This window comes from Actinomyces sp. oral taxon 448 str. F0400, assembly GCF_000220835.1.
Classification (GTDB): domain Bacteria; phylum Actinomycetota; class Actinomycetes; order Actinomycetales; family Actinomycetaceae; genus Actinomyces.
Window position 1 is genome coordinate 1,074,515 of the sequence record NZ_GL985606.1, and the last position, 21,401, is coordinate 1,095,915.

Annotated in this window: 12 protein-coding genes; all 12 read left to right on the forward strand. The window is 70.6% G+C overall.

Going from position 1 to position 21,401, the window contains the following annotated elements; all coding sequences use genetic code 11:
• Positions 1–16: 16 nt before the first annotated feature.
• The 12 genes from HMPREF9062_RS04555 to tuf all read left to right on the forward strand — a co-directional run bounded on the left by HMPREF9062_RS04555 (position 17) and on the right by tuf (position 21,233).
• Complete coding sequence (locus HMPREF9062_RS04555; RefSeq protein WP_009748874.1) at positions 17–3,595, forward strand: tubulin-like doman-containing protein; 3,579 nt, start codon at positions 17–19, stop codon at positions 3,593–3,595.
• Positions 3,585–6,251, forward strand: a complete 2,667-nt coding sequence (locus tag HMPREF9062_RS04560) for a hypothetical protein (protein ID WP_253270657.1) — start codon at positions 3,585–3,587, stop codon at positions 6,249–6,251. The genes HMPREF9062_RS04555 and HMPREF9062_RS04560 overlap by 11 nt, the downstream gene beginning before the upstream one ends.
• A gap of 92 nt (positions 6,252–6,343) precedes the next feature.
• Positions 6,344–8,509, forward strand: a complete 2,166-nt coding sequence (locus tag HMPREF9062_RS04565) for a hypothetical protein (RefSeq protein WP_009748876.1) — start codon at positions 6,344–6,346, stop codon at positions 8,507–8,509.
• A complete protein-coding gene (locus tag HMPREF9062_RS04570) occupies positions 8,509–11,268 on the forward strand; it encodes a GAP1-N2 domain-containing protein (protein WP_156789970.1) in 2,760 nt (919 codons plus the stop codon). Before HMPREF9062_RS04565 ends, HMPREF9062_RS04570 begins: the two co-directional genes overlap by 1 nt.
• Positions 11,268–12,158: a hypothetical protein gene (locus HMPREF9062_RS04575; protein WP_253270658.1), complete on the forward strand. Its 891-nt coding sequence runs from the start codon at positions 11,268–11,270 to the stop codon at positions 12,156–12,158. Before HMPREF9062_RS04570 ends, HMPREF9062_RS04575 begins: the two co-directional genes overlap by 1 nt.
• On the forward strand, positions 12,158–13,348 hold the full coding sequence (locus HMPREF9062_RS04580) for a hypothetical protein (RefSeq protein ID WP_009748879.1): 1,191 nt from the start codon (positions 12,158–12,160) through the stop codon (positions 13,346–13,348). The genes HMPREF9062_RS04575 and HMPREF9062_RS04580 overlap by 1 nt, the downstream gene beginning before the upstream one ends.
• A gap of 146 nt (positions 13,349–13,494) precedes the next feature.
• Positions 13,495–16,326 carry a hypothetical protein gene (locus HMPREF9062_RS12105; RefSeq protein WP_156789971.1) on the forward strand — a complete coding sequence of 944 codons (2,832 nt, stop codon included), beginning with the start codon at positions 13,495–13,497 and terminating at the stop codon, positions 16,324–16,326.
• Between the two features lie 62 nt (positions 16,327–16,388).
• On the forward strand, positions 16,389–16,565 hold the full coding sequence (locus tag HMPREF9062_RS04590; RefSeq protein ID WP_156789972.1) for a hypothetical protein: 177 nt from the start codon (positions 16,389–16,391) through the stop codon (positions 16,563–16,565).
• A 236-nt stretch (positions 16,566–16,801) separates the two neighbouring features.
• Positions 16,802–17,176 (forward strand): 30S ribosomal protein S12, encoded by a 375-nt coding sequence (gene rpsL / locus HMPREF9062_RS04595; RefSeq protein ID WP_008729379.1) that lies wholly within the window; start codon positions 16,802–16,804, stop codon positions 17,174–17,176.
• The gene (gene rpsG / locus HMPREF9062_RS04600; protein ID WP_009748883.1) at positions 17,176–17,646 is read left to right on the forward strand and encodes a 30S ribosomal protein S7; all 471 of its coding nucleotides are present in this window, start codon (positions 17,176–17,178) and stop codon (positions 17,644–17,646) included. Before rpsL ends, rpsG begins: the two co-directional genes overlap by 1 nt.
• 83 nt (positions 17,647–17,729) lie before the next feature.
• Positions 17,730–19,868, forward strand: coding sequence for an elongation factor G (gene fusA / locus HMPREF9062_RS04605; RefSeq protein WP_009748884.1), 2,139 nt, complete (start codon positions 17,730–17,732; stop codon positions 19,866–19,868).
• Between the two features lie 174 nt (positions 19,869–20,042).
• A complete protein-coding gene (tuf, locus tag HMPREF9062_RS04610) occupies positions 20,043–21,233 on the forward strand; it encodes an elongation factor Tu (protein ID WP_009748885.1) in 1,191 nt (396 codons plus the stop codon).
• Positions 21,234–21,401 lie beyond the last annotated feature (168 nt).

A 21,401-nucleotide genomic window follows, 5' to 3' on the forward strand; every position in this document is an offset into this window, starting at 1 on the left:
ACAAGGAAACGAGAGAATGCACAAGGTGCTGGTCATCGGCTGCGGTGGTTCGGGCGCGAAGACGCTGTCCTACATGATGGATCAGCTGGACGCGGATCTGGCGGCCTACGGGATCGACGAGATCCCGGGCTGCTGGCAGTTCCTCAACGTCGACACGCCCTTGCAGGAGGAGGAGGGCGAGGCCGTCGGCTCGGTGAGCAAGCAGGGCGGGGCGTACGTGGCCTGCGGCGTGGCCGACGGCGGTTATCGCGCGGTGGACGAGGCGCTGACGGCGCGGGTGCGCTCCCGCGGCGGGGCCGGTCTGCGCCACCTGGCGACGTGGATGCCGCGGCGTCCGCAGGACGTGTCCTTCCCCGTGACCGTGGGCGCGGGGCAGTTCCGCGGGATCGGGCGGCTGCTCATCCTGCGCCGGCTCGGCCAGGTGCGCGGGGCGGTGGAGGCGGCTCTGGCGCGAATGGCCGGCCCCTCCTCCCGTGAGGCCGCCGAGCGGGTGGCGCGCGCAGTGCCGGGCGTGGGCGATGCTCCGGATCCGTCGGCGCCCCCGATGGTGCTGGTGGTCTCCTCCATGGCGGGCGGCTCGGGAGCCTCGATGACCCTGGACGTGTGCCGGCTCGTGGCCGGGGCCGCCGCGACCCCGGCGATCGACCCCCAGCTGATCTCGGTCTTCCTGTACACGGCGGAGGTGTTCGGCTCCGTGCCCGAGCACCTGCGGACGGGCATGCCGGGCAACACCCTGGCCATGCTGGGCGAGATCGTGGCCGCCCAGGCAGGCGCCGGGGGCGAGACGGCGCGCCTCGACGAGGAGCTGTACTCGCTGCTGGGGATGACGGTTCCGGCGGGACGCGCCTTCAAGCGGGTCACCCCCATCGGGCTCAAGGCCGCGGGGACCGGGGCCGTCTTCGGCGACGGGAGCACGGACGGGGTCTTCCGCGGCATGGGGCGCGGACTGGCTCGGTACATCTCTTCGCCCGCCTTCGAGCAGTACGTCAGCTACGACATCGCCAACGAGGTGACGGTGCCCAACCGCGACCTGGTGAGCTGGGACGTCGACCCGACGGATACGGCCTGGTCGTCCTTCGGGTACGCCTCCCTGAGTACGGGGCGCGACCGGTACGCGGAGTACGCGGCGCAGAGGCTCGCCCGGCGCACGGTCGATCACGCTCTGGACGGGTTCCGCGCCCCCGGGGGCGCGTCGAACGATTCCCAGCGCCTGTCCGACCTGTGGGAGCACCGCCGGTCCGACGAACTCGTCCATATGGGGCTGCCGGTCTCGGCGGGGACCACCATGATGGGCGCGACGGGCGCCGTCGACCGTGAGACCGTCGGCTGGCTGCTGTCGGACCGGCCCGGTTCGACGATCGGCAAGGCGCACCTGGCGGCCCGCGCCCGCGCCACCGCCGACGCCGTCATGGGCCGCCGTCCGCAAACGGAGGGCATGCCGGTGGCCGAGTGGGGCACCGCCATGACGAACTGGCTGCGCTCCCAGGAGAACCTGGTCGGCCAGGAGCTGGAGGGCGCGAGCCTCCAGCTCGCAGTGCAGCGGGCCCAGGAGCTCCTGGAGGGCATTGTCGGCCGGACGCGCCGCGACCTGGCGGACCTGGGGCTGCCGTACGCCATCCACGTCATGGGTGAGCTGGGGCAGGTCGGTGGCGTGCTCAAACCGTTGGCGGACCGGCTGGAGCAGGTGGGGATGCAGTGCCCGACCCATGCGCTGGCCGTCCCGGACTCCCTGTCGACGGCTATGCGGGGCATGGGCCGCACGCGGCTCGGCGAGGCCGGCAGCGAACAGCTGGTGGACCGGATGACGGCCGGGCTGGCGGAATCGGTGTTCCAGTGGCTGCTCGCCCGCACGGCGACCCACCTGGCGACGGCCCTGCGGGATCTGGCGGCCTCGGCGGTCAAGCCCCTGTCCGACGCGCTCGACGAGGCCCGCAAGGTCCTCGAGCGCGAGCGCAGGGACGACCACAACGCATTCGGGGTTGCGGACGTGGCGACCGACGTCTACCAGGCGTGGCCCGGCGAGCCACCGGCCGGGGCGGCGGACGGGGCCGCGGTGCCGCAGCGGTTCGCGACGGCGCACAACGAGGTGGTCCTCATGGGCGTCGAGCAGTACCCGGGGCGCTTCCTGGAGCACATCGTGGCCGCCGTGCCCGAGGAATCGGGCGGTGACCTGCACCGGGCCTACACCGAAGCCGTGCGTGAAGTCCTGACCGGATCGTGGGAGCAGGGCAGCGGCGATCGCCCTCCCGAAAACCTGCTGACGGTCGTGACGCGCTGGGTGCCGGCGGGCCTTCAGGGGGCGACCGGCAGTGCGCTGCCGACCGCTGCGAAGTACGAGGTGAAGCTGCGGTCGGCCGACGTGCTCGCCCGCGCACGGGCCTTCGTGGGACGGCGCGGGGAGGTCTTCGCGAGGTTCGCCTCGCAGTCGCTGCGCGGTTACTTGACCGACGAGTCGGCGGGGGATTTCGAGAAGTCGCAGCGCCGCGAGGAGGTGCTGGTGGGGCTCAAGCGGGTGCTGGACATGGCCCGTCCCCTGGTGGAGATCGACGAGCGGATCTACTCCAGGCTGCACGAGGGTGAGCACCCGCTGCTGTCCTTCACCTTCTCCTCGATCCCGTTCCGCGGACTGGAGACGGGGGTGGCAGGGGAGTTCCTCGAATACCTCAGAACCAACCCGTCGGTGGACCCGTCCATGGTGCAGGTCGTCGAGAAGAGCCTGGGGGACGAGGAGGTGCCGCGCGTCGACGTGTTCGGCTCCTATCCGCGCACTCTCCCCGTGGCCTATTCGGGCCTGCTCAGCTCGGTGTCGACGGCCTGGGACCGCGCGGCAGGCTCCGAAGGAGCGCGCGAGGCCTTCTGGACGTGGCGTCGGGCCCGCCCGCTGCCCGGCGGGGTGCCGGTGGGCGACGGGGAACGCCGAGCGATGGTGAGCGGCTGGTGGGCCGCGACCCTGGCCGGCGGCCTGGACCGCCCGGCGTGGAAGGACAAGCGCGACGCCCGGCCGGTGCGGGTATGGGATCGAGAGGAGGCCCAGTGGGTGGACTTCCCGCAGCCCATGCTGACCCCGCGTTCGCGGATGATCGCGCCCAACGCGTGGCTGGCCTCGGTGCTGGAGTCCATGCTCCTGGCCCACCTGCAGGCGGGCAGGAGGGGTCTGGAGGCGTTTCGCCCCTGGAAGGTGCTGCGCCGCTGGGCGGAGGACGGGGAGAACCGCAAGGAGATCTCCATCGACGACGACGGCCCGTTGTGGGATGTGTTCGCCGAACTGCTCGGGAGGGGGCGGGTCGGCGACCTGCCGGTGCCCGGCCCCCTGGAGGGACTGGAGGCTCCCGAGGAGCGCCGTCGGGCACTCGTCGGGCAGTGCGACGTCATCGTGAAGGATCTGGACTCCAAGTACCTCCCCGGCGCCGGGAAGACCGACGACGCCAGGCATTTCACGAACTACACCAGGCGCTCCCAGGTGGCCACGACGCCGCTGTCGGTGGACATGGCCCGCGAGATGCGCGACGAGCTCGCGAAGGTGCGCTCCATCCTGACTCGGGTGAGTCCGCTGAGCGAGGACGCCCCCATCGAGGAGGACGAGATTGAGTATTGACGCGGCTCCCGCCTCCGCGCCGGGCGACGTGGAGGAGCGCAGCGCCGTGAGCGTCTTCATCGCCCCCGTCAGCCAGCGACCCCTGCTGGCGGCCCTGACGGACCTGTCCGGCGCAGGTCTGATCGCCCCGTTCCACTGGGTCGAGTCCGCCCCCGATGCCGGTGCCGACGCCGCCGGCCGCGCCGCCGACCCCGCGCTCGTCTCGGTGCGCGACGGGCGGGTCAGCGCCTCGCGCTACTCCCGCGTCGTCAACCGGCACGCTCTGAGAACCGTGCGACTCCTGATCGTCGTCCCGGTCGGCCACCCGGACCAGGATGCGCTGTCCTCGCAGACCGAGCTCTACTTCCATGGCCTGGGCATCACATCCACGGCCCGGCGCGAATGCACCCGCGTGCTCGTGCCCTGGTCGGCCCGGCCGCTGGCGGCCGAGCTCGGGCGGTCCGGGTGGAACAACGTCATGCTCTCGCCCGAGGCGACCGCCGATCCGGCCTACAGCCCGACCCCCTGGTGGGAGGAGCCGGAATGCATCCCGGGCGCCGCCGCCGTCGGGCTGGCGGTGCAGGCCGGCCTGTGCGGCGCCGTCGAGGACGCGCCCCACGACGGCCGGCGCACGACGTCGTCGACCTACATCGAGGTCACGCGCTCCTTCGTGCGCATGACCGACGCGCATGCCGCCGAAGACGAACTGCGCCGTCGGGTCATGCGCATGGACGGACGATTCCCCCGGCCCACCCGGGCGGAGACCGGGGTGTGGATCGCCCCCTATCCGGACCCGGCCGACCGCGCCACGACAGCCGCTCGGGCGTGGGGCCGACGCCACCGGTCGGCGCTGCGCCGCCCGATGGCGCCCGTGCCCGACGAAGAGCACGAGCAGATCGGGTTCCTCCAGGCCCTGACGATGTTCTTCTCCTTCATGGTCAGGGTGATCAGGGGGGCCCCCGGCGACTGGCTGCGCGGTCACCTGCGCTCCGCCAAGGCGAGTATCGCCGCCACGACCGGCACGATCGTCTTCGGGCGGGATTCACCGGTGCGCGTCGTCGTCGGCGGGGTGGATGCCGCCGGGAGGACCGCGGGCTGGCGCGATCTCGCCAGCGCCGCCAGGCGGGCCTGCGCCGTCATGCCCGAGGACTTCCCCCGCGCCGGCCGGCCCGTCCGCCGGGACTTCTCCGCCCTGTGGCAGGATCTCGTCTTCGGCGCCCGCGCTCTCGTCGACGGATCGGGGTGCGCGGAGCTGGGGCTGGCCGCCTACGAAGGGTACGTCTGCGAGCGCGACATCATTGCTCCTCCCCGGGACGGCGAGGGCTCCTTCACCGTCGCCGAGACCATCGGCGACGTCCCCGCCGGCACCGTGATCCACGCCTGGGACCGCCTGGAGATCGACCGCGTCGGGGCCGCTCTGAGAAGGATCGCCGAAGCCGACGAGCCCCGTTCCCAGGCGGCGGCCCAGTATCTGGCGCGCATGGGGGCGTGGCGCGGCCGCGGCGATCTGCGCTTCCTCCCGCTCGTGGGCGCCCTCCTGGCCGACTCCTTCTCCAGGACCCGTAGGGACATCGCCGCTCTGGCCGCCCAGCTCGAGGAGCTCATCGACCAGGACCCGACCGCTCGGACTGAGCGCAGCCAGCGTCGGCTGGCCGGGATCCTCAGGGGTCTGCTCGCCGCGTTGGCGACCGTGCTCGCGGTGTGCACTCTCCTCGGGGCGATTCACGTGATCTCCTGGATGACCTTCGCGATCGTCTCGGCCCTCGTGCTCCTGGCGTGGCTCACCGGTTCGTTGATCACCTTCGTCCGGCGCCAGCGAGAGGTCTTCCGCCTCATCGCCGCGGCCAGGTCGCGGCGCACGCGGCTGCCGGTCATCAACGCCAATCTGCGCCTGGCCATCGAGGACCTCGCCGCCCAGGGGGAGGCCTACGCCCAGTTCGACCGCTGGGCGTCGGTTCTGACCTCCTTCCTGGCCGACCCGCTGGGCGAACGAGGCACCGGACGCACTGCGTGCGAGCACGCCGCCGAGCTGCCCGCCCCGATCCAGCGCGTGGTCGTCGAGGCCGACGACGACGCCCTGGCGGATACGGCGGCGGACCTGCGCTCGATGGTCTTCACCGTCGGCTGGGCCGGGCAGGCGTGGGAGGCGCTTCAGGCGCGGGTGAAGGACGACCTGACTCCCGACCAGCGCAGTCTGCTGCGCAGCAGGCAGCTCGAGCTGTTCTCCGAGCCCGGCGAGCGGGGCTCGGCCCTGAGCAACTGGGCTGAAGGGCTCGCCGTCAAAGGGGTGCGCTCCGACGCCGGCACCGAGCGCTGGGCGAGATGCATCGGGCTCTTGAGTGGGAGTGGCGGCCCCTCGCTGGAGCTCATGGCCCTTACCCCCGACGGGCGGCGCCGGATCACCGACTACCGCGAGGATCTCGCCGCCCGGCGCGGCAGGAACGCGGCCCTGGACGTCCTGGGCGCGAGTGCCCTGTCCGGGCAGGGCGGTTTCACCACCGACGCCGGCCACTGGTTCTCCGAGAGCCGCAATGGCCTGTCCGAGACGCTCGTCCTGGCCGATTCCACCGAGCCGCTGCCCGAGACGGCCTTCGTCTACCCCGCCGGACCCGGACCCGCGGACCCGGGCGAGGCCGGCGACGCGGGCGAAGAGGAGGATGATCCGCTCGAGTACTGATGCCCCAAGCCGTCTCCGTTTCAGGAGCGTCTTGCGACCGTCTCCGCCATTGCGCTGTCTCAGCTGTTCGATTGTGCGACAAGGATCCGACAATGCCCATCAACTTGCGTGAATTCACTCAGGCGATGAACGAGTGGATGCCGCAGGCGCCGCCCGAGGCGCGGGAGCATCTGCGCCCCTCGACCTGGAAGCAGCTCCTGCGCACCGGGGAGGACGTCGACGGCGGCACCCGATTCGCACCCCAGGAGATCGTGGAGCGAGTGCTCGAGGGGCGGGAGGATTTGTCCATGAGCGTGGCGCTGCCGGTCTCGCTCATGCTCAACAGCCGCTTCGGCCCTTCGCCGACTTCCGCGGATCAGAACGCTCGGGCCGTTCGGCCGGGCGCGCCGGCGGCTCCGCCCGAGTGGCGTCGGTCGAACGGCCCCGCACACCCGCGGCGAGAGGCCGCGGCGCCTCGGCCCCCGTGGGTGTTCCCCGCCTACGACTACTCCCGGGAGGACCTCGACTCCTTCGAGGAGTCGGGCAACCATGTCGGCGTCCAGGTCCAGCACGTCGAGGGTCGTCTTCACTACGCGTGGCCGGATGCGGGCGACGGCGAGGTCTACCGCGTCGTCGTCTCCGATCTGGAGGACCCCTACAGCCCGGACGACTTCACTGAGGTCGCCGTCACCGAGGGCACCGACTGCTGGGACAAAACCCCATTGACCTCCGCGGTGCGTTTCATCACCGTCTGGGGGTACTCCCGGCTGGGCGGCTCCTCCGATCCCAGGATCCTCGGGCAGTGCCGGCGGGTGGCCAGTCGGGTGATCGTCCATCAGCTGGCGGGCTGGACCCTGACGTTCGATGCTGAGTCCCGCTCGGTCGACGCCGCCTGGGAACCCCCTCCGGCGCCTCCCGGCGTGCGCGTGAGCGTGCGCACCGCGCGTCTGCCCCTGGACCAGCCGGTGGGGCGGTTCCTGCGCGGCTCGTCATGGATGTCCGACGAGTACAGGATCCCCAACAACGGCGCCGGCTTCCAGGACCTCGACGTCGAGGGCGGCAAGACCCACAACTACGTCGCCGCCGTCGAGGTGGAGGCCGCTGGCAGGCGCTACACCTCGCCCCCCGCGCGCAGGCAGATCATTCCCGATGTCGTCGTCGAGGCGATCGACGATCTGAGCGTCGAGCGTCGCCGGGGCAACGGGGCGGACACGTCCCTGACCGTGCGCTGGACGCAGACGCCGTCGACCTCGGTCACCATCTACCGCACCAGCTCGCCGGTGGCCCCCGAGGCCCTCGAGCGCCGCACCGTGCCGGTCTCCCAGCTCGCCCAGGCCGGTTTGCCGGAGGACGCCGCCATCTCCGCGGCGGCCGGGATCGGCGAGTCGGACGCGCCCGGCCGTCAGCTGCGCACCCTGGAGAACGTCGTGTGGCCCGCGGGCGCCGACTGGGACACCGTTCATCTCACGCCGGTGACTGTGCACGCGGACGACCAGGCGACCATCGGGGCCCCTGTTCGGCTCAAGCGCGCGGGGGAGGTCGGGCATCTGACCCTGGCCCGGCGCCGGGAGTGGGACCTGGTGACCTTCACCTGGCCGGGTGAGGCCACGAGCGTCGAACTGCGGCTGACCGACGCCCGAGCTCCCGTCGACCCGGCCGCCGCGCCGATCGCCGTCGTAACGCAGGACGCCTACCGCCTGGAGGGCGGGGTCATCATTCCCGGCGGTCTGGCGTCGCGAGGCGGTCGCCTCCACGCGACCGCGGTGACCTATCTCGAAGGGGAGAAGATCCTGTCGGCTCCCACGAGCGTCGACGTGCCCGCCCAGTGGGAGTACCGGTACACCCTGTCGTGGCCCGGGGAGAGGATCGGCCGGGGCGGGTGGGTCCGTCGCGGTGCGGCCCTCTTCGGCCGGACCCTCGTCGAGGTGACGCTGACTGCGATTCACGGGGTGACGAGCGAGAACGACGTCATCGGAGTGGCCCTCATCCACAGGGGCGATCGGCTGCCGTTGCACGCCAACGACGGCCGGCGCATACCCGTCTACCTGGAGCGGCCCACCAAGGACGGCGGCCAGACGCCGGTGACGGCGGTGCGCGTGCCCCCGCAGGGGCGGGATCTGTCGCTGTGGTTCGACCACGCCCAGGCCGGTCCCGGCTACTTCCGTCTCATGGTCGACTCCTATCCCGGCTCGGCCATGGACGACGACCATCAGCATCAGGCCCTCGAACGCTACTGCCTCATCGACCCCGACCTCGGCCACCTGATCAAGATGAGATGATGACGCATTCAACGACGACGTCCACGGCGGGTCCCGCGCCGATCCCCGCAGCGACGGACGCGGACCGCGGGGCCGTGCGCCAGCTGCTGTACACGAACACCGACCGCGTCGTCGACGGCGCCAGGGCCGGTGGCTGGCAGATTCTCGCCCGGTCCCCGACCCTCGACGACGCGACGGCCTCGCGCCTGCTCGCCCTCGTCGAGCCTCGGCTGAACCCGGTCGCGCCCCTGTCCGGCTTCCCCACGCCGGAGGAGGTCGGCAGCGCGGCCCGCCGCCTGGCCCAGGTGCCGACAGCCGACGGGACGGTCCTGGTGCACACGGCACCGGCTGGCGCCGACGCCACCGGCCGTCCGAACACCATGACCCATATCGCCGTGCTGGCCGATGAGAAGCGGCCCGCGGTCTGCACCGCCGACCTGTGGCGCTCACCGGGCTGGCGCGTCCCGTTCGGCCCCGACGAGGTGCGCGCGACGAGGATGCCCGCCGCCGGCGAGATCATCCCCGGCCGGAACGTCTCGGACGATTCCGTCGCCGACTTCATGGCGGAATCGGGGCGCGCTGCGGTCCTGGTGGCGCTGGCCGACCTGCTCGGTGACGTGCTCGCCCGACGCGCCGACGCACCGGCGGACAAGACGACGACGGTGCTGCTCGGCACGGACTCGACCGACGAAGCGGCGCTGTGGGTGGGGGCGCTGCAGCGCACCTGCGCTCCATGCACCGGAAGGCGCTTGGGCTTCTCCACGTTGGAGAGAGTCGGCTCGGCCAGGGACATCGAGTCCCTGATGGCGTCGGGCGTCGACCTGGCGTGCGTCCCCCGCCGAGACCTGGAGGCGCTGAGCGCGCGCCGCGGCGTCGTCGTCGTCGACCCGCAGGCTCCGCCGACGCTCCCGCCGGCCACCGCGTGGGCGCGGCTCGTCGCCGGCATGACGACCGACCTGGGAGCCTGGGTGGCCGGAGTCGAGGTCGTGCGCGAGGTCCTCGATCGGCTGTCGGACCACCGGGACCTGACACCGGGATGGCCGCTGGCGATGGCCGAGGCCTGCGACCCGGGCGTCCTGACCGGTTCGGACCGGGGGGAGGGACCGGTGGACGAGGCCGCCGACCACGAACTCGTCGCCTGCCAGCCGAGGGCCGTCGTCGACGACGACTACCTGGTCGCCGTCGTCGGCGATCGGGTGCTCGGGTCGACGCGGACCGATCCGGCGTACTGGTACGACAAGCTGTCGGCCCTCCCCGAGCGCGCACCTGCGGAGGGCGTCGTCACGGGGCTGGCCCGCAAGTACGTGGAGACCGCGGTCCGCGCTCCGCGCTGGCTGCTGGAGGGGGCCCGCCGTTGCGACCGGCGCGCCGCGGACCGCCTGAGCTCGTGGAGCGGGAGCGAGGAGGGGAGACGGGCTCTGGGCCCTGCGCTGGAGACGGCCGTGGACACCGTCTCCCACGATCGGCGGGACACGGCGGTCCTCGTCATGGTCGATCGGCTGACGCGCGACGGGGTGGTGCTGCCGCGGGCGAGGACGGATGAGCTTCTCCTTCCGGCGGCCCGGGCCCTCGCGGCCGATCAGGATCCCACAGGGCTGCGTGAACGGGTCGTCCGGCTCGACCTGGCTCGACGGTGCAGGGCGCGGCTGGCGCGGCTCGTCGAGCAGGTGCTCCGCGAGGAGCCTGCCCGGGACAGGGCGATCCCGTGGATGTCCCACGACGCGGTCGCCTGGCTCGGTCACGGCGCGATGCGGGAGGGACTGACCGGGCTGACGGCCCAGATCGCCCTAACCGACCTGGTCGACGACCCCGACGCGGCGAAGGCGGGGCGCGCCGTCGAGGCGCTGAACGGCGTGACCGGCAGCTTCGAGATCAGGGCCGATGCCGCCCGTGCGCTCGCGGCCCATGCCACCGTCGACCTGCTGCGGACCCGCCCGCAGGGGTGGCGCAATGCGTGGGACGTCCTGGCCCCCGCGCTGCTGGCGGACCCGCGGTCTCCGACGTCCGCCGGCATCTGCCGCGAGCTTCTGGCCGGGCGCGCTCACCCCGAGGCCTCGATGGGCCGGGCGGTCTACACTCGCTTCTCGGTTCCGACGGCGGTGTCGCTGGTCGTCCTGGTCCATCACGCCCCGCTCATGACGCGCAGCAGCGTGGACGCCGCGGTGACGTACGCGAGCAACGTCCTCGTCGCGGTCGGAGTGCTGGGCGCCGACGCGGCGCTGGCCGCCTCCCCGACGGTGGCGGCGGCGCGGAGCAAGGCCCTGGCGGTGCTGACCCTGGTGGTGTGGAACGGCCGGCCGGTGAGACTGCCGGGGCACGAGCGCACCTGGGGCGCGGCGGTGCAGGAGCTGGACGCCCACCTGGACCGGGACCCCGGCCTGCTCGCCGCTCCGGGGGAGACCGGTGCCGGCAGACTGCTGGCGCGAGCCGTGGACCGCCTGTACTGGTGCGATCACAATACGGAGATCCCCGAGGAGTTGTTCGCCTCGGTCCGCCGGGAGCTGAGCGAGGTGAGGGGGGCGGAGGAGCGCTCCAGCGCTGCGCTGGGCGGGCGCGACGAGACGGTGCGCGCCATCGTGCGCGCCTGGTACGTCTACCTGGGGCCGCAGTGGGGGCGGGCGCTGCGCGATGAGCTGGTGAGTGCGATGGCGCAAGCGCCGGACGCCGACCGCTGGTTGGACGGGTGCGTCCTGCCCGCCGACCCGGCCAGGGGGGCCTCCGGCCTGCGGCGCAGGCTCTTCGGCGGCCACCGGGCCGCAGGACGCGAAAGGAGTACATGATGCCCGACATCTTGGAAAGCGGACAGTGGCAGATGCTGTCGCTGGTCGACGACGGCGCCATCCGGATCAGTCTTGTCTCCGCCGTCGCGGCGAGGCTGGAGGTGACGGGGACGTCCGGCCCGCCCAAGTACCTCGGCCCGGCCCACGACGTCGTCGCCTTCCCCACCGGTGCGGTCGGCGACCGCGGGCCGGTGGGGGTGCGGGTCCGCAGCGCCGCGGGGGAGCCGTTCCCGGGCGACGGGACCATCGACCTGGCCGTGGATTCGACCGGAGGAGGGCACTCCTTCCTGCTCAAGCGGGTACCCGTCGCCGGTCGGATCAGCGCCCCGGTCCTCCAACTCTCCCGGCGCGAGGGCGGCATCATCGCCCGACCGGGGGAGGGCGGTGGCGCGACGACGGGACTGGGCGGCTGGTGCGCCAAGCGCAGGGCCGAGCAGGGGCGGCCCCTCAGACCCACGGTCACCGACGTGGTGATCGACACCTCCTCCTCCATGCGTCGTTTCGCCCCGCGGGTCGAGGCTCTCACGAGGTTCCTCAACGACCTGTACGTCACGGCCGAGGTCGCCGGGCCGACGATTCACCGCGCCGTCATCGCCGGCGCTCGTAACGATGGCGTCGGCTGCGTTGAGGCGGGGCCGGGCGGCGGGGCGGACGGCGGGCGCCGCATCGTCGTCACGGACCTGCCGCTGCCGCCCGGCCAAGGCGAGTGCCTGGTCGTCGGCGCCGCGGACCTGTCGACGGCGCTGCCCGGCGACGCCTACACGCCCCCGCCCGAGGTGTGGGAGGAGCTGGCCCGGACCGACGCGGCCTTCACCCGCGGAACCCTTGAGGCGCTCGCCCCCCTCCTGGACTGGCTCAGCCCGTCCTCGTCCCGGAATGGAGCCGACTGATGACCGTCGCCTGTCCGTACTGCTTCACGCCCCTGCCGGCCGACGAGATCGGCCTGCGATGCGTTGGCGCGTGCAGTGCCGAACCCGATTCCCAGGCGACCGCCTATGCCGGCCAGCCCTACCTGGTCCCGCCGGTGTACCGGATGGTGCGCAGCACGGAGACCAAGCAGCTGCCGTCGTACGTGCTGTGCCGGCGCTGCGGCATGCAGACCTCCCAGGAGATCTGCCTCGTCTGCCATCGGGATCTGCCCGCGGACTGGAGGCGGACGCCTGTGTTCACCATGACCGTCACCGGCGCGCGCGACACCGGCAAGTCCGTGTACATCGCCGTGGCCGTGCAGATGCTGCTGCGCTACGCCCAGCAGCGCGCCGTCATCCTGACGGCTCTGACCCAGGGGACCCAGGACGTCTACAACGACTTCTACTACGTGCCGCTCTACCGCAGGAACGTGGTCATGGAGGGAACTCCCCGCATGAGCGGCGGCGGGGCCTATCAGAAGGACCCGCTGATCTGGGAACTCGCCGGGGGCGACCTGGGTCGCCTCCACCTGGTCATGCGCGACATCGCCGGTGAGGATCTTCAGGACCTCAGCGGACGCGACCCCGCCTTCAGCTTCGTCGATCGCGCCGACCTCGTCATGTTCCTATTCGACCCGCTCATGCTGGATTCGATTCGCAAGATGCTCTCGGGGCTCATCCCCGAGGTGGACACCAGTCGCACGGGCGTGAAGCCCGGCGAGGTCCTGCCCAGGATCCTGTCGCAGATGAGCTCGGGTCATCCCAACCTCGCGCTGACCCTGTGCAAGTTCGACTCCCTGCAGCAGCTGCCGAGGGCCAATAGCCCTATGGCGCCGGCACTGGCCAACCCGGCCGCCCACTTCAACTGGGACGACACCATGATTCGCGCGAAGATGCCGTGCGCGCAGGCGGCGCGGGTGCTGGAGGCGGACTCCGCCTTCCTCGATGCCGAGGTGCGCTCGATCTTCGGGTACATGGGCGAGGACGCCGTCACCCTGCTGGCGGATCAGGCCGTCGGAGACGGCAAGATCGCGTCGATGCGCCATTTCGCCGTCTCCTCGCTGGGCGAGACGCCGCAGCACCGGGAGAGGCTCACCGAGCGCGGGATCTCCCCGTTCCGCGTCCTCGACCCCATCCTGTGGGGGTTCAGCCGCTCCGGCGTGGTGTTCTGAATCGGTGCGCTGGAGCGGCGGACCTGCCCGTTCGGCCGGCTCGGACGATTCGGACGGGGGCGCTTGCGCAGCAGGGAGGCGGTTGATCGCTCGACGGTCGGCGGATCACAATACAGCCACACTTTTTGTTCCAGGAAGGTCTCACCATGAGTGATGCGACCCCGCCGCCCGATCCCGAGGCGCCCCAGGCGTCGGGGGAGTCGCAGCCGGGCGGCTCCCCCTCCGACACCCCCGAGAACCCCGGCGCCCCGCAGGCGCCGGCTCCGGCGGTCCCGGGCCCGGTTCCCCCGCCTCCTGCTCCGACGACGCCGGCGCCCGGAGCGGTGCCGCCGGGCGGTGGCGCGTATTCTGCCGCGCCCGCTCCGGACGCCGCGCCCGCTCCGGGAGCCGGCCCGCCCGGATTCGACACGTACCGGCCGGAGGCTCCCGGCGCATTCGGCCGCCCGGCGTCACCGGGCCCCGTGCAGCGGTCCCTGGCACCGCTGCTGACCTCCCCGGGCCTGACGTCGCTGGGCATCACGATCGCCGTCGTCATCGGGGCGGCCTTCATCTCGGCGGTGCTGCTGATCCTGGCCATCCAAGGCGTCGTTCCCAGCAGGGACCTGCAGGTGAGCTTCTCCCTGCTGCCGGTCCTCATGGGGGCGAGCCTGGGAGGCCGCCTGTCGATGAGCGTGTCGGCCGGCCTGGGCGGCGCGAACGTGTCGGTCTCGATGCCGGCCCTCGGCACGCTTCTGGCCGCTGGGGCGGGCGTCTACCTCGTAGCGACGCGGCGCGCCGGTCTTGACGGGTCCGGCGCGCCTCTCGGCGGGCTGTGCGCCCGGGCCGCGGTGGAGGCCGCGGCGACCGCCCTCGCCGCCTGCGTACTCACCGCCACGTCCTCCTTCACCTCCGTGGACGGGGGTGAGATCGGCGACGTGCGCTCCAGCGCGCCGCTGACCCTCATCGTCGTCGCACTCGTCGTCTTCGTCGCGCTCGTGGCCGCGCGCGGCGGCGAGACGCTGGCGCTCATGATGCCGGCAGGGCTGCGGCAGGTCCTCTCCGAGCTCGCCGCGCTGACGACGGTGGCCGGTCTCGTCATGGGCGGTCTGGTCGTTCCCGGAACCGTGATCGGCGCCCTGAGCAACGGCGACGGGCCTCTGATCCTGGCGCTGCCGGTCTACCTGCCGAATCTAGCGCTGTACACGCTGAGCCTGGGCTGCCTCGGCGGGCTGACGGTGACCGGGGCTTCGTCCTCGGGGAGCTTGGCCGACGCGGGGATTCAGTCCCTGCTGCGCAACGTCGAGCCTGTCTACGCCTGGGATGTTCTCGGAGGCGTCTCGGTGCTGCTCTTCCTCGCCCTGCTCGTCGTCGTCCTCGCCGCGGCCGCGCGCGTGGGTGTGCGACGCGTGCGGCTCGTCCGGCCCGACCTGACGCGCACCTGGGCGCTGGGCGCCGCGGTCCTCGTGGTCGGTGTCGTCGTGCTCAATCTGCTCCTGCCGCTGCGCCTGAGCGGCGGCCTCCTCGGGCAACCGGTCTCCGGTGCCGCCGGAGCCACCTGGTCGGCGGGCCTGACGCTCGGCATCGTAGGCATGATCGTCTCTGTTCTGGCCGAGTACGTTCCGGCCTGGCTCTACACCAGCGCCACCGGGCTGTTGACCCTGTGCGCCGGCCGCAGCGCCGTGTCGGCCTGGCTGGCCGGATCCTCCGGGCAGAGGGCGAACAGGCCGCCCGGGCCGGCCCCGTCGACCGCGGCCGGTGCCGTTCCACCGCCCCCGTCGGCCCCGTCGGCGGTTTCGGCGGCGACGGGGGCCTTCCCCGTGGTCGGTTCGGCGCCGGCCCCGTCGGCTCCGTCGGCGGTTTCGGCGGCGACGGGGGCCTTCCCCGCGGTCGGTTCGGCGCCGGCCCCGTCGACCGCGGCCGGTGCCGTTCCACCCCCGCCCGCGCCGATGAGCCCGAAGACCCGCCGGCGGCTGCGCACGGGCGTCGGTGTTCTGAGCCTGGTCCTGGTCCTGGTCGTCGCCGCCGTCGTGGCTGTGCACGTTCTCAACTCCCGTCGCAGCCCGGACAAGGAGGTCGCGACTTACCTCAACCTCCTGGCGGACGGGCACGCGCAGGCCGCCAACGAGATGGTCGACCCCGGGGTGTCCAACGACAAGCGGCTTCTCCTGACCGATGAGGCGCTGGGCGCCGCGACCTCCCGCATCACGTCGATCCGCGTCAAGGACGCAGACGTCGACGGCGATCACGCCAGCGTCGATGCGACCTTCTCTTTGGACGGGCAGAAGTTCGATTACACCTTCTCGCTGACCAAGGGTGATTCGGAGTACGGGCTGCTCGATAACTGGGAGATCGACGACTCCCCGGCCTCCCCGGTGACGCTGACGTCGACGTCGTTCGACTCCCTGATCGTCGGGGGTCAGGAGGTGCCGCTGGAGAGGGAGGGCGGCTCCTCGTCCTCCTCGGCGTCCGCCCCCGCGACCTACAAGACGGTGCAGTACGCGTATTTCGGCGTCTACGACATAGCCGGCGGGTCGTCCCGCTCGACGTACCTCACGCCGGATACGACGTCGCTCGAGATCAAGCCGTCTGGTTCCACGTCCACGGCGAAGACCATGCCGTCGGCATCCGGTGAGACGGTCGAGGTCGGCGGGACCCCGACCCAGGCCCTCAAGGACCTCGTCCTGTCCTCGGTCAAGTCCAGGGCCAAGGCCTGCGTCACGGTGCCGACCAATATGGATCCCGTGTGCCCCTCCGCCACGCAGTCGAGCCATCTCGCCAGTCTCGAGGTGACCACCGACGCCACGAGCGTCACCATGGAATCGGGGACGCGTTTCACAAGCGATGTAATATCTATTACAACTACGCCCGATCCTCCTAAGGGCGGAGGTTCGGCCCCCAAACCGAACAGGACCCAGTTCAGGTTCTCCGGCGAGGTCACGTGGACTGATGGCCAGGAGGAGCCCACCGTGACGGTTAAGCGCACGGAGCCGGCGGGGTGAGGACGATCCGCCCGTCCGCGCGTATCGCGCCTATGCGGCGCGGGCGGGCGAGCCGTCTCGACGTGTCCAGGACCACTGAGGCCGACGCCCTGCTCGTCTGGCGGGGCGCCGACGCCCTCGGTATTCTCGCCGACGGTGCCCGCATGCGGGCTGCCGTTCTCCATTCCGTCCCCAGCGTCCCGACGATTCGGCCTGATGACTCAACGATCGGCACCAGTCGGTTCAATCGGACCGGCTGATCCGGTCGATGGACGCCACGCGGGTCTGCCGCGGCGGGGACCGACGGGCCCCATCATGGGGCTCCGGACGCGAGTGCGTGGGTGATGCGCTGCAACCGGTCGTCCGCCGGCCGTTGCAGCCGCCCACCGGACGCGGGCCGGCCCGGCTCCGCGGAGGCACGCGCCCAACGCGGGGGAGCGGGGCCGGTGCGTGGGCAGCGAACCGTCCAGATGCATGTCAGCATGGAGATTGAGTAGTGCCTACAATTCAGCAGCTGGTCCGCAAGGGCCGCTCGACTAAGCGCTCGTCGTCGAAGACGCCGGCGCTCAAGTCCAGCCCGCAGCGGCGCGGCGTGTGCACCCGCGTGTACACCACCACGCCGAAGAAGCCGAACTCCGCCCTCCGCAAGGTCGCCCGTGTGCGCCTGTCGACCGGTATCGAGGTCACGGCCTACATTCCCGGCGAGGGACACAACCTTCAGGAGCATTCCATCGTGCTCGTCCGCGGCGGCCGTGTGAAGGACCTTCCCGGCGTCCGCTACCACATCGTGCGCGGCTCCCTCGACACCCAGGGTGTCAAGGGGCGTCAGCAGGCGCGCTCGAAGTACGGTGCCAAGAAGGAGAAGAAGTAATGCCTCGTAAGGGTCCCGCGCCCAAGCGTCAGCTCGCCGTCGACCCCGTCTACGGCTCGCCGGTCGTCACCCAGCTCGTCAATCGCGTTCTTCTGGACGGCAAGAAGTCCACGGCCGAGCGGATCGTCTACGGCGCTCTCGAAGGCGTGCGCTCCAAGACGGACCAGGACCCGGTCACCGTCCTCAAGCGCGCCCTGGACAACATTCGTCCCGCCCTGGAGGTCCGTTCCCGTCGCGTCGGCGGCGCGACCTATCAGGTTCCGGTCGAAGTCCGTCCGGGCCGCGCCACCACCCTCGCGCTGCGCTGGCTCGTGGATTTCTCTCGCCAGCGCCGCGAGAACACCATGACCGAGCGGCTCATGAACGAGATCCTCGACGCCTCCAACGGCCTGGGCGCCGCCGTCAAGCGCCGCGAGGACATGCACCGGATGGCCGAGTCCAACAGGGCTTTCGCGCACTACCGCTGGTAATAAGCCGCACGTCCGGCCGGGCCGCTCCCCGCTCGCCTCGGCCGGCGTCCCACTCCCAATCTCACGAACGAAGGACTTCACTAGTGGCACTCGACGTGCTGACAGACCTGACCAAGGTCCGCAACATCGGTATTATGGCCCATATCGATGCCGGCAAGACGACCGTGACCGAACGCATTCTGTTCTACACGGGCATCAACTACAAGATCGGTGAGACGCATGACGGCGCCTCGACGATGGACTGGATGGAGCAGGAGAAGGAGCGCGGTATCACCATCACCTCCGCGGCCGTCACCTGCTTCTGGAAGAACAACCAGATCAATATCATCGACACTCCCGGCCACGTGGACTTCACGGTCGAGGTCGAGCGCTCCCTGCGCGTGCTCGACGGCGCCGTCGCGGTCTTCGACGGCAAGGAGGGCGTTGAGCCCCAGTCCGAGACCGTGTGGCGCCAGGCCGACAAGTACAATGTTCCGCGCATCTGCTTCATCAACAAGATGGATAAGCTGGGAGCCGACTTCGAGTTCTCCGTCCAGACGATCCGTGATCGTCTTCATGCCAAGCCCATCGTGCTGAACTTCCCGATCGGTGCCGAGAGCGAGTTCTCCGGTCTGGTCGATATCCTGGAGATGCGCGCTGTTCGCTTCCCCGAGAAGGATGCGGCCGGCAAGGATACCCGCGGAGCCATTGTCGAGTACGAGGAGATCCCGTCCGAGCTGGTCGCCAAGGCCGAGGCCCTGCGCGGCGAGCTCCTCGAGGCGGTCGCCGAGGCCGACGACGAGCTCATGGAGAAGTATCTGGAGGGCGAGGAGCTCACCGTCGCCGAGATCAAGTCGGGAATCCGCAGGCTCACCATCGCCGGCGAGGCCTTTCCGGTCATGGCCGGTTCGGCCTTCAAGAACAAGGGCGTCCAGCCCATGCTCGACGCCGTTCTGGACTACCTCCCCTCCCCGCTGGACGTCCCCGACATCGAGGGCCACGCCGTCGGCAACGAGGAGGAGGTGCTCACCCGTCCGGCGGACGAGAAGGCTCCCTTCGCCGCCCTGGCCTCCAAGGTGGCCACCCACCCGTTCTACGGCAAGCTCGTCTACGTGCGCGTCTACTCCGGCAAGGTCTCCCAGGGCGACACGGTCCTCAACGCCACCAAGGGCAAGAAGGAGCGCATCGGCAAGCTCTTCCAGATGCACTCCAACAAGGAGAACCCGGTGGAGGAGGCCCATGCCGGCCACATCTACGCCCTCATCGGCCTCAAGGACGTCACCACCGGTGACACTCTGTGCGCCCAGAACGCGCCGATCATCCTGGAGTCCATGACGTTCCCGGACCCGGTGATCCACGTGGCCATCGAGCCCAAGACCAAGAGCGACCAGGAGAAACTGAGCGTCGCCATCCAGAAGCTCTCCGAGGAGGACCCGACCTTCACCGTCAGGCTCGACGAGGAGACCGGCCAGACCGTCATCGGCGGTATGGGCGAGCTCCACCTGGACGTCTTCGTGGACCGCATGCGCCGCGAGTTCAAGGTCGAGGCGAATGTCGGCAATCCGATGGTCGCCTACCGCGAGACCATTCGCAGGAAGGTCGACAAGATCGAGTACACGCACAAGAAGCAGACCGGCGGCTCCGGCCAGTTCGCCAAGGTGCAGATGTCCTTCGAGCCTCTGGAGGAAGCCCCGGCGACTGAGGATGGGGAGGAGAAGGCGCACTACGAGTTCGTCAACTCCGTCACGGGGGGCCGCGTGCCTCGCGAGTACATCCCCAGCGTCGACGCGGGCGTCCAGGACGCCATGCTTACGGGCGTGCTGGCCGGCTACCCGGTGGTGGACGTGAAGGCCACACTCCTCGACGGCGCCTACCACGAGGTGGACTCCTCGGAGATGGCCTTCAAGATTGCTGGGTCCATGGCCTTCAAAGAAGGCGCGCGAAGGGCCTCCCCGGCTCTCCTCGAGCCCGTCATGGCCGTCGAGGTTCGCACTCCCGAGGAGTACATGGGCGACGTCATCGGCGATCTGAACTCCCGTCGCGGCATAATCCAGTCCATGGAGGACGCCGTCGGCGTCAAGGTCATCAAGGCCGCCGTGCCGTTGAGCGAGATGTTCGGCTACGTCGGCGACTTGCGCTCCAAGACGCAGGGGCGTGCCGTGTACTCGATGGCCTTCGACTCCTATGCCGAAGTGCCCCGGAACATCGCTGACGAGATCATCGCCAGAGCCAAGGGCGAGTGACCCTCGCGGGGCCGACCGGGTCCGATCGCCCGGCTTCGCGCGCCCCGTGCGGGGTGCGCACTTCCAGTAAGATTTCCAACAATCCATCAGTAGAGACTCTCAGCGTCGTCACGGCTAGCATGTGCTTAGTCGAGTCCCGACGAAGAGAACTACCCGAGTCCCAGGAGGACACCAGTGGCCAAGGCCAAGTTCGAGCGGACCAAGCCGCACGTCAACATCGGAACGATCGGTCACGTCGACCACGGCAAGACGACGCTGACCGCCGCGATCTCGAAGGTCCTGCACGACGAGTACCCGGACCTGAACCCCTTCACCCCCTTCGACGAGATCGACAAGGCGCCCGAGGAGCGTCAGCGCGGCATCACCATCAACATCGCGCACGTCGAGTACGAGACCGAGAAGCGTCACTACGCTCACGTCGACGCCCCCGGCCACGCCGACTACATCAAGAACATGATCACCGGCGCGGCTCAGATGGACGGCGCGATCCTCGTCGTCGCCGCCACCGACGGACCCATGGCCCAGACCCGCGAGCACGTTCTGCTCGCCCGTCAGGTCGGCGTGCCGGTCCTCCTGGTCGCTCTCAACAAGTGCGACATGGTCGAGGACGAGGAGCTTCTCGAGCTCGTCGAGATGGAGGTCCGCGAGCTGCTGTCCTCCCAGGACTACGACGGCGACGAGGCCCCCGTGATCCGGGTCTCCGCCTTCAAGGCTCTCGAGGGCGACCCCGAGTGGACCCCGAAGATCAAGGAGCTCATGGACGCGGTCGACGAGTACATCCCGACCCCGCAGCGCGACCTGGACAAGCCCTTCCTCATGCCGATCGAGGACGTCTTCACGATCACCGGCCGCGGCACCGTCGTCACCGGCCGTGTCGAGCGCGGCAAGCTCGCCCTCAACTCCGAGGTCGAGATCCTGGGCATCCGCGAGCCCCAGAAGACGACCGTCACCGGCATCGAGATGTTCCACAAGTCGATGGACGAGGCATGGGCCGGCGAGAACTGCGGTCTGCTCCTGCGCGGCACCCGCCGCGAGGACGTCGAGCGCGGGCAGGTCGTCGTCAAGCCCGGTTCCATCACCCCCCACACCGAGTTCGAGGGCCACGTCTACATCCTGACCAAGGATGAGGGCGGCCGTCACAACCCCTTCTACTCGAACTACCGTCCGCAGTTCTATTTCCGCACCACGGACGTCACCGGCGTCATCACGCTGCCCGAGGGCACCGAGATGGTCATGCCCGGCGACACCACCGAGATGAGCGTCCAGCTCATTCAGCCCATCGCCATGGAGGAGGGCCTCGGCTTCGCCATCCGTGAGGGCGGTCGCACCGTCGGCTCCGGTCGCGTCACCAAGGTCATCAAGTGACGTCCTGACTGCGGGTCAGCCGCTTCGCAATAGCGAGAATCTGTTGGGGCTCCCCCTCCGACCAATACGGTCGGAGGGGGAGCCCCGTTTTCGTATCAATACGCATCGTTGCCGAACCGCTGCCGTAACGAGATCGGTTCGTGCCAAGATTCTCCGGATCTGGCCATA

Excerpts from the sequence above, each read along its gene's own strand:
- HMPREF9062_RS04555 (WP_009748874.1), top strand. The coding sequence starts at position 17 with ATGCACAAGGTGCTGGTCATCGGCTGCGGTGGTTCGGGCGCGAAGACG.
- HMPREF9062_RS04565 (WP_009748876.1), top strand. The coding sequence starts at position 6,344 with ATGCCCATCAACTTGCGTGAATTCACTCAGGCGATGAACGAGTGGATG.
- HMPREF9062_RS04570 (WP_156789970.1), top strand. The coding sequence starts at position 8,509 with ATGACGCATTCAACGACGACGTCCACGGCGGGTCCCGCGCCGATCCCC.
- HMPREF9062_RS04575 (WP_253270658.1), top strand. The coding sequence starts at position 11,268 with ATGCCCGACATCTTGGAAAGCGGACAGTGGCAGATGCTGTCGCTGGTC.
- HMPREF9062_RS04580 (WP_009748879.1), top strand. The coding sequence starts at position 12,158 with ATGACCGTCGCCTGTCCGTACTGCTTCACGCCCCTGCCGGCCGACGAG.
- HMPREF9062_RS12105 (WP_156789971.1), top strand. The coding sequence starts at position 13,495 with ATGAGTGATGCGACCCCGCCGCCCGATCCCGAGGCGCCCCAGGCGTCG.
- rpsG (WP_009748883.1), top strand. The coding sequence starts at position 17,176 with ATGCCTCGTAAGGGTCCCGCGCCCAAGCGTCAGCTCGCCGTCGACCCC.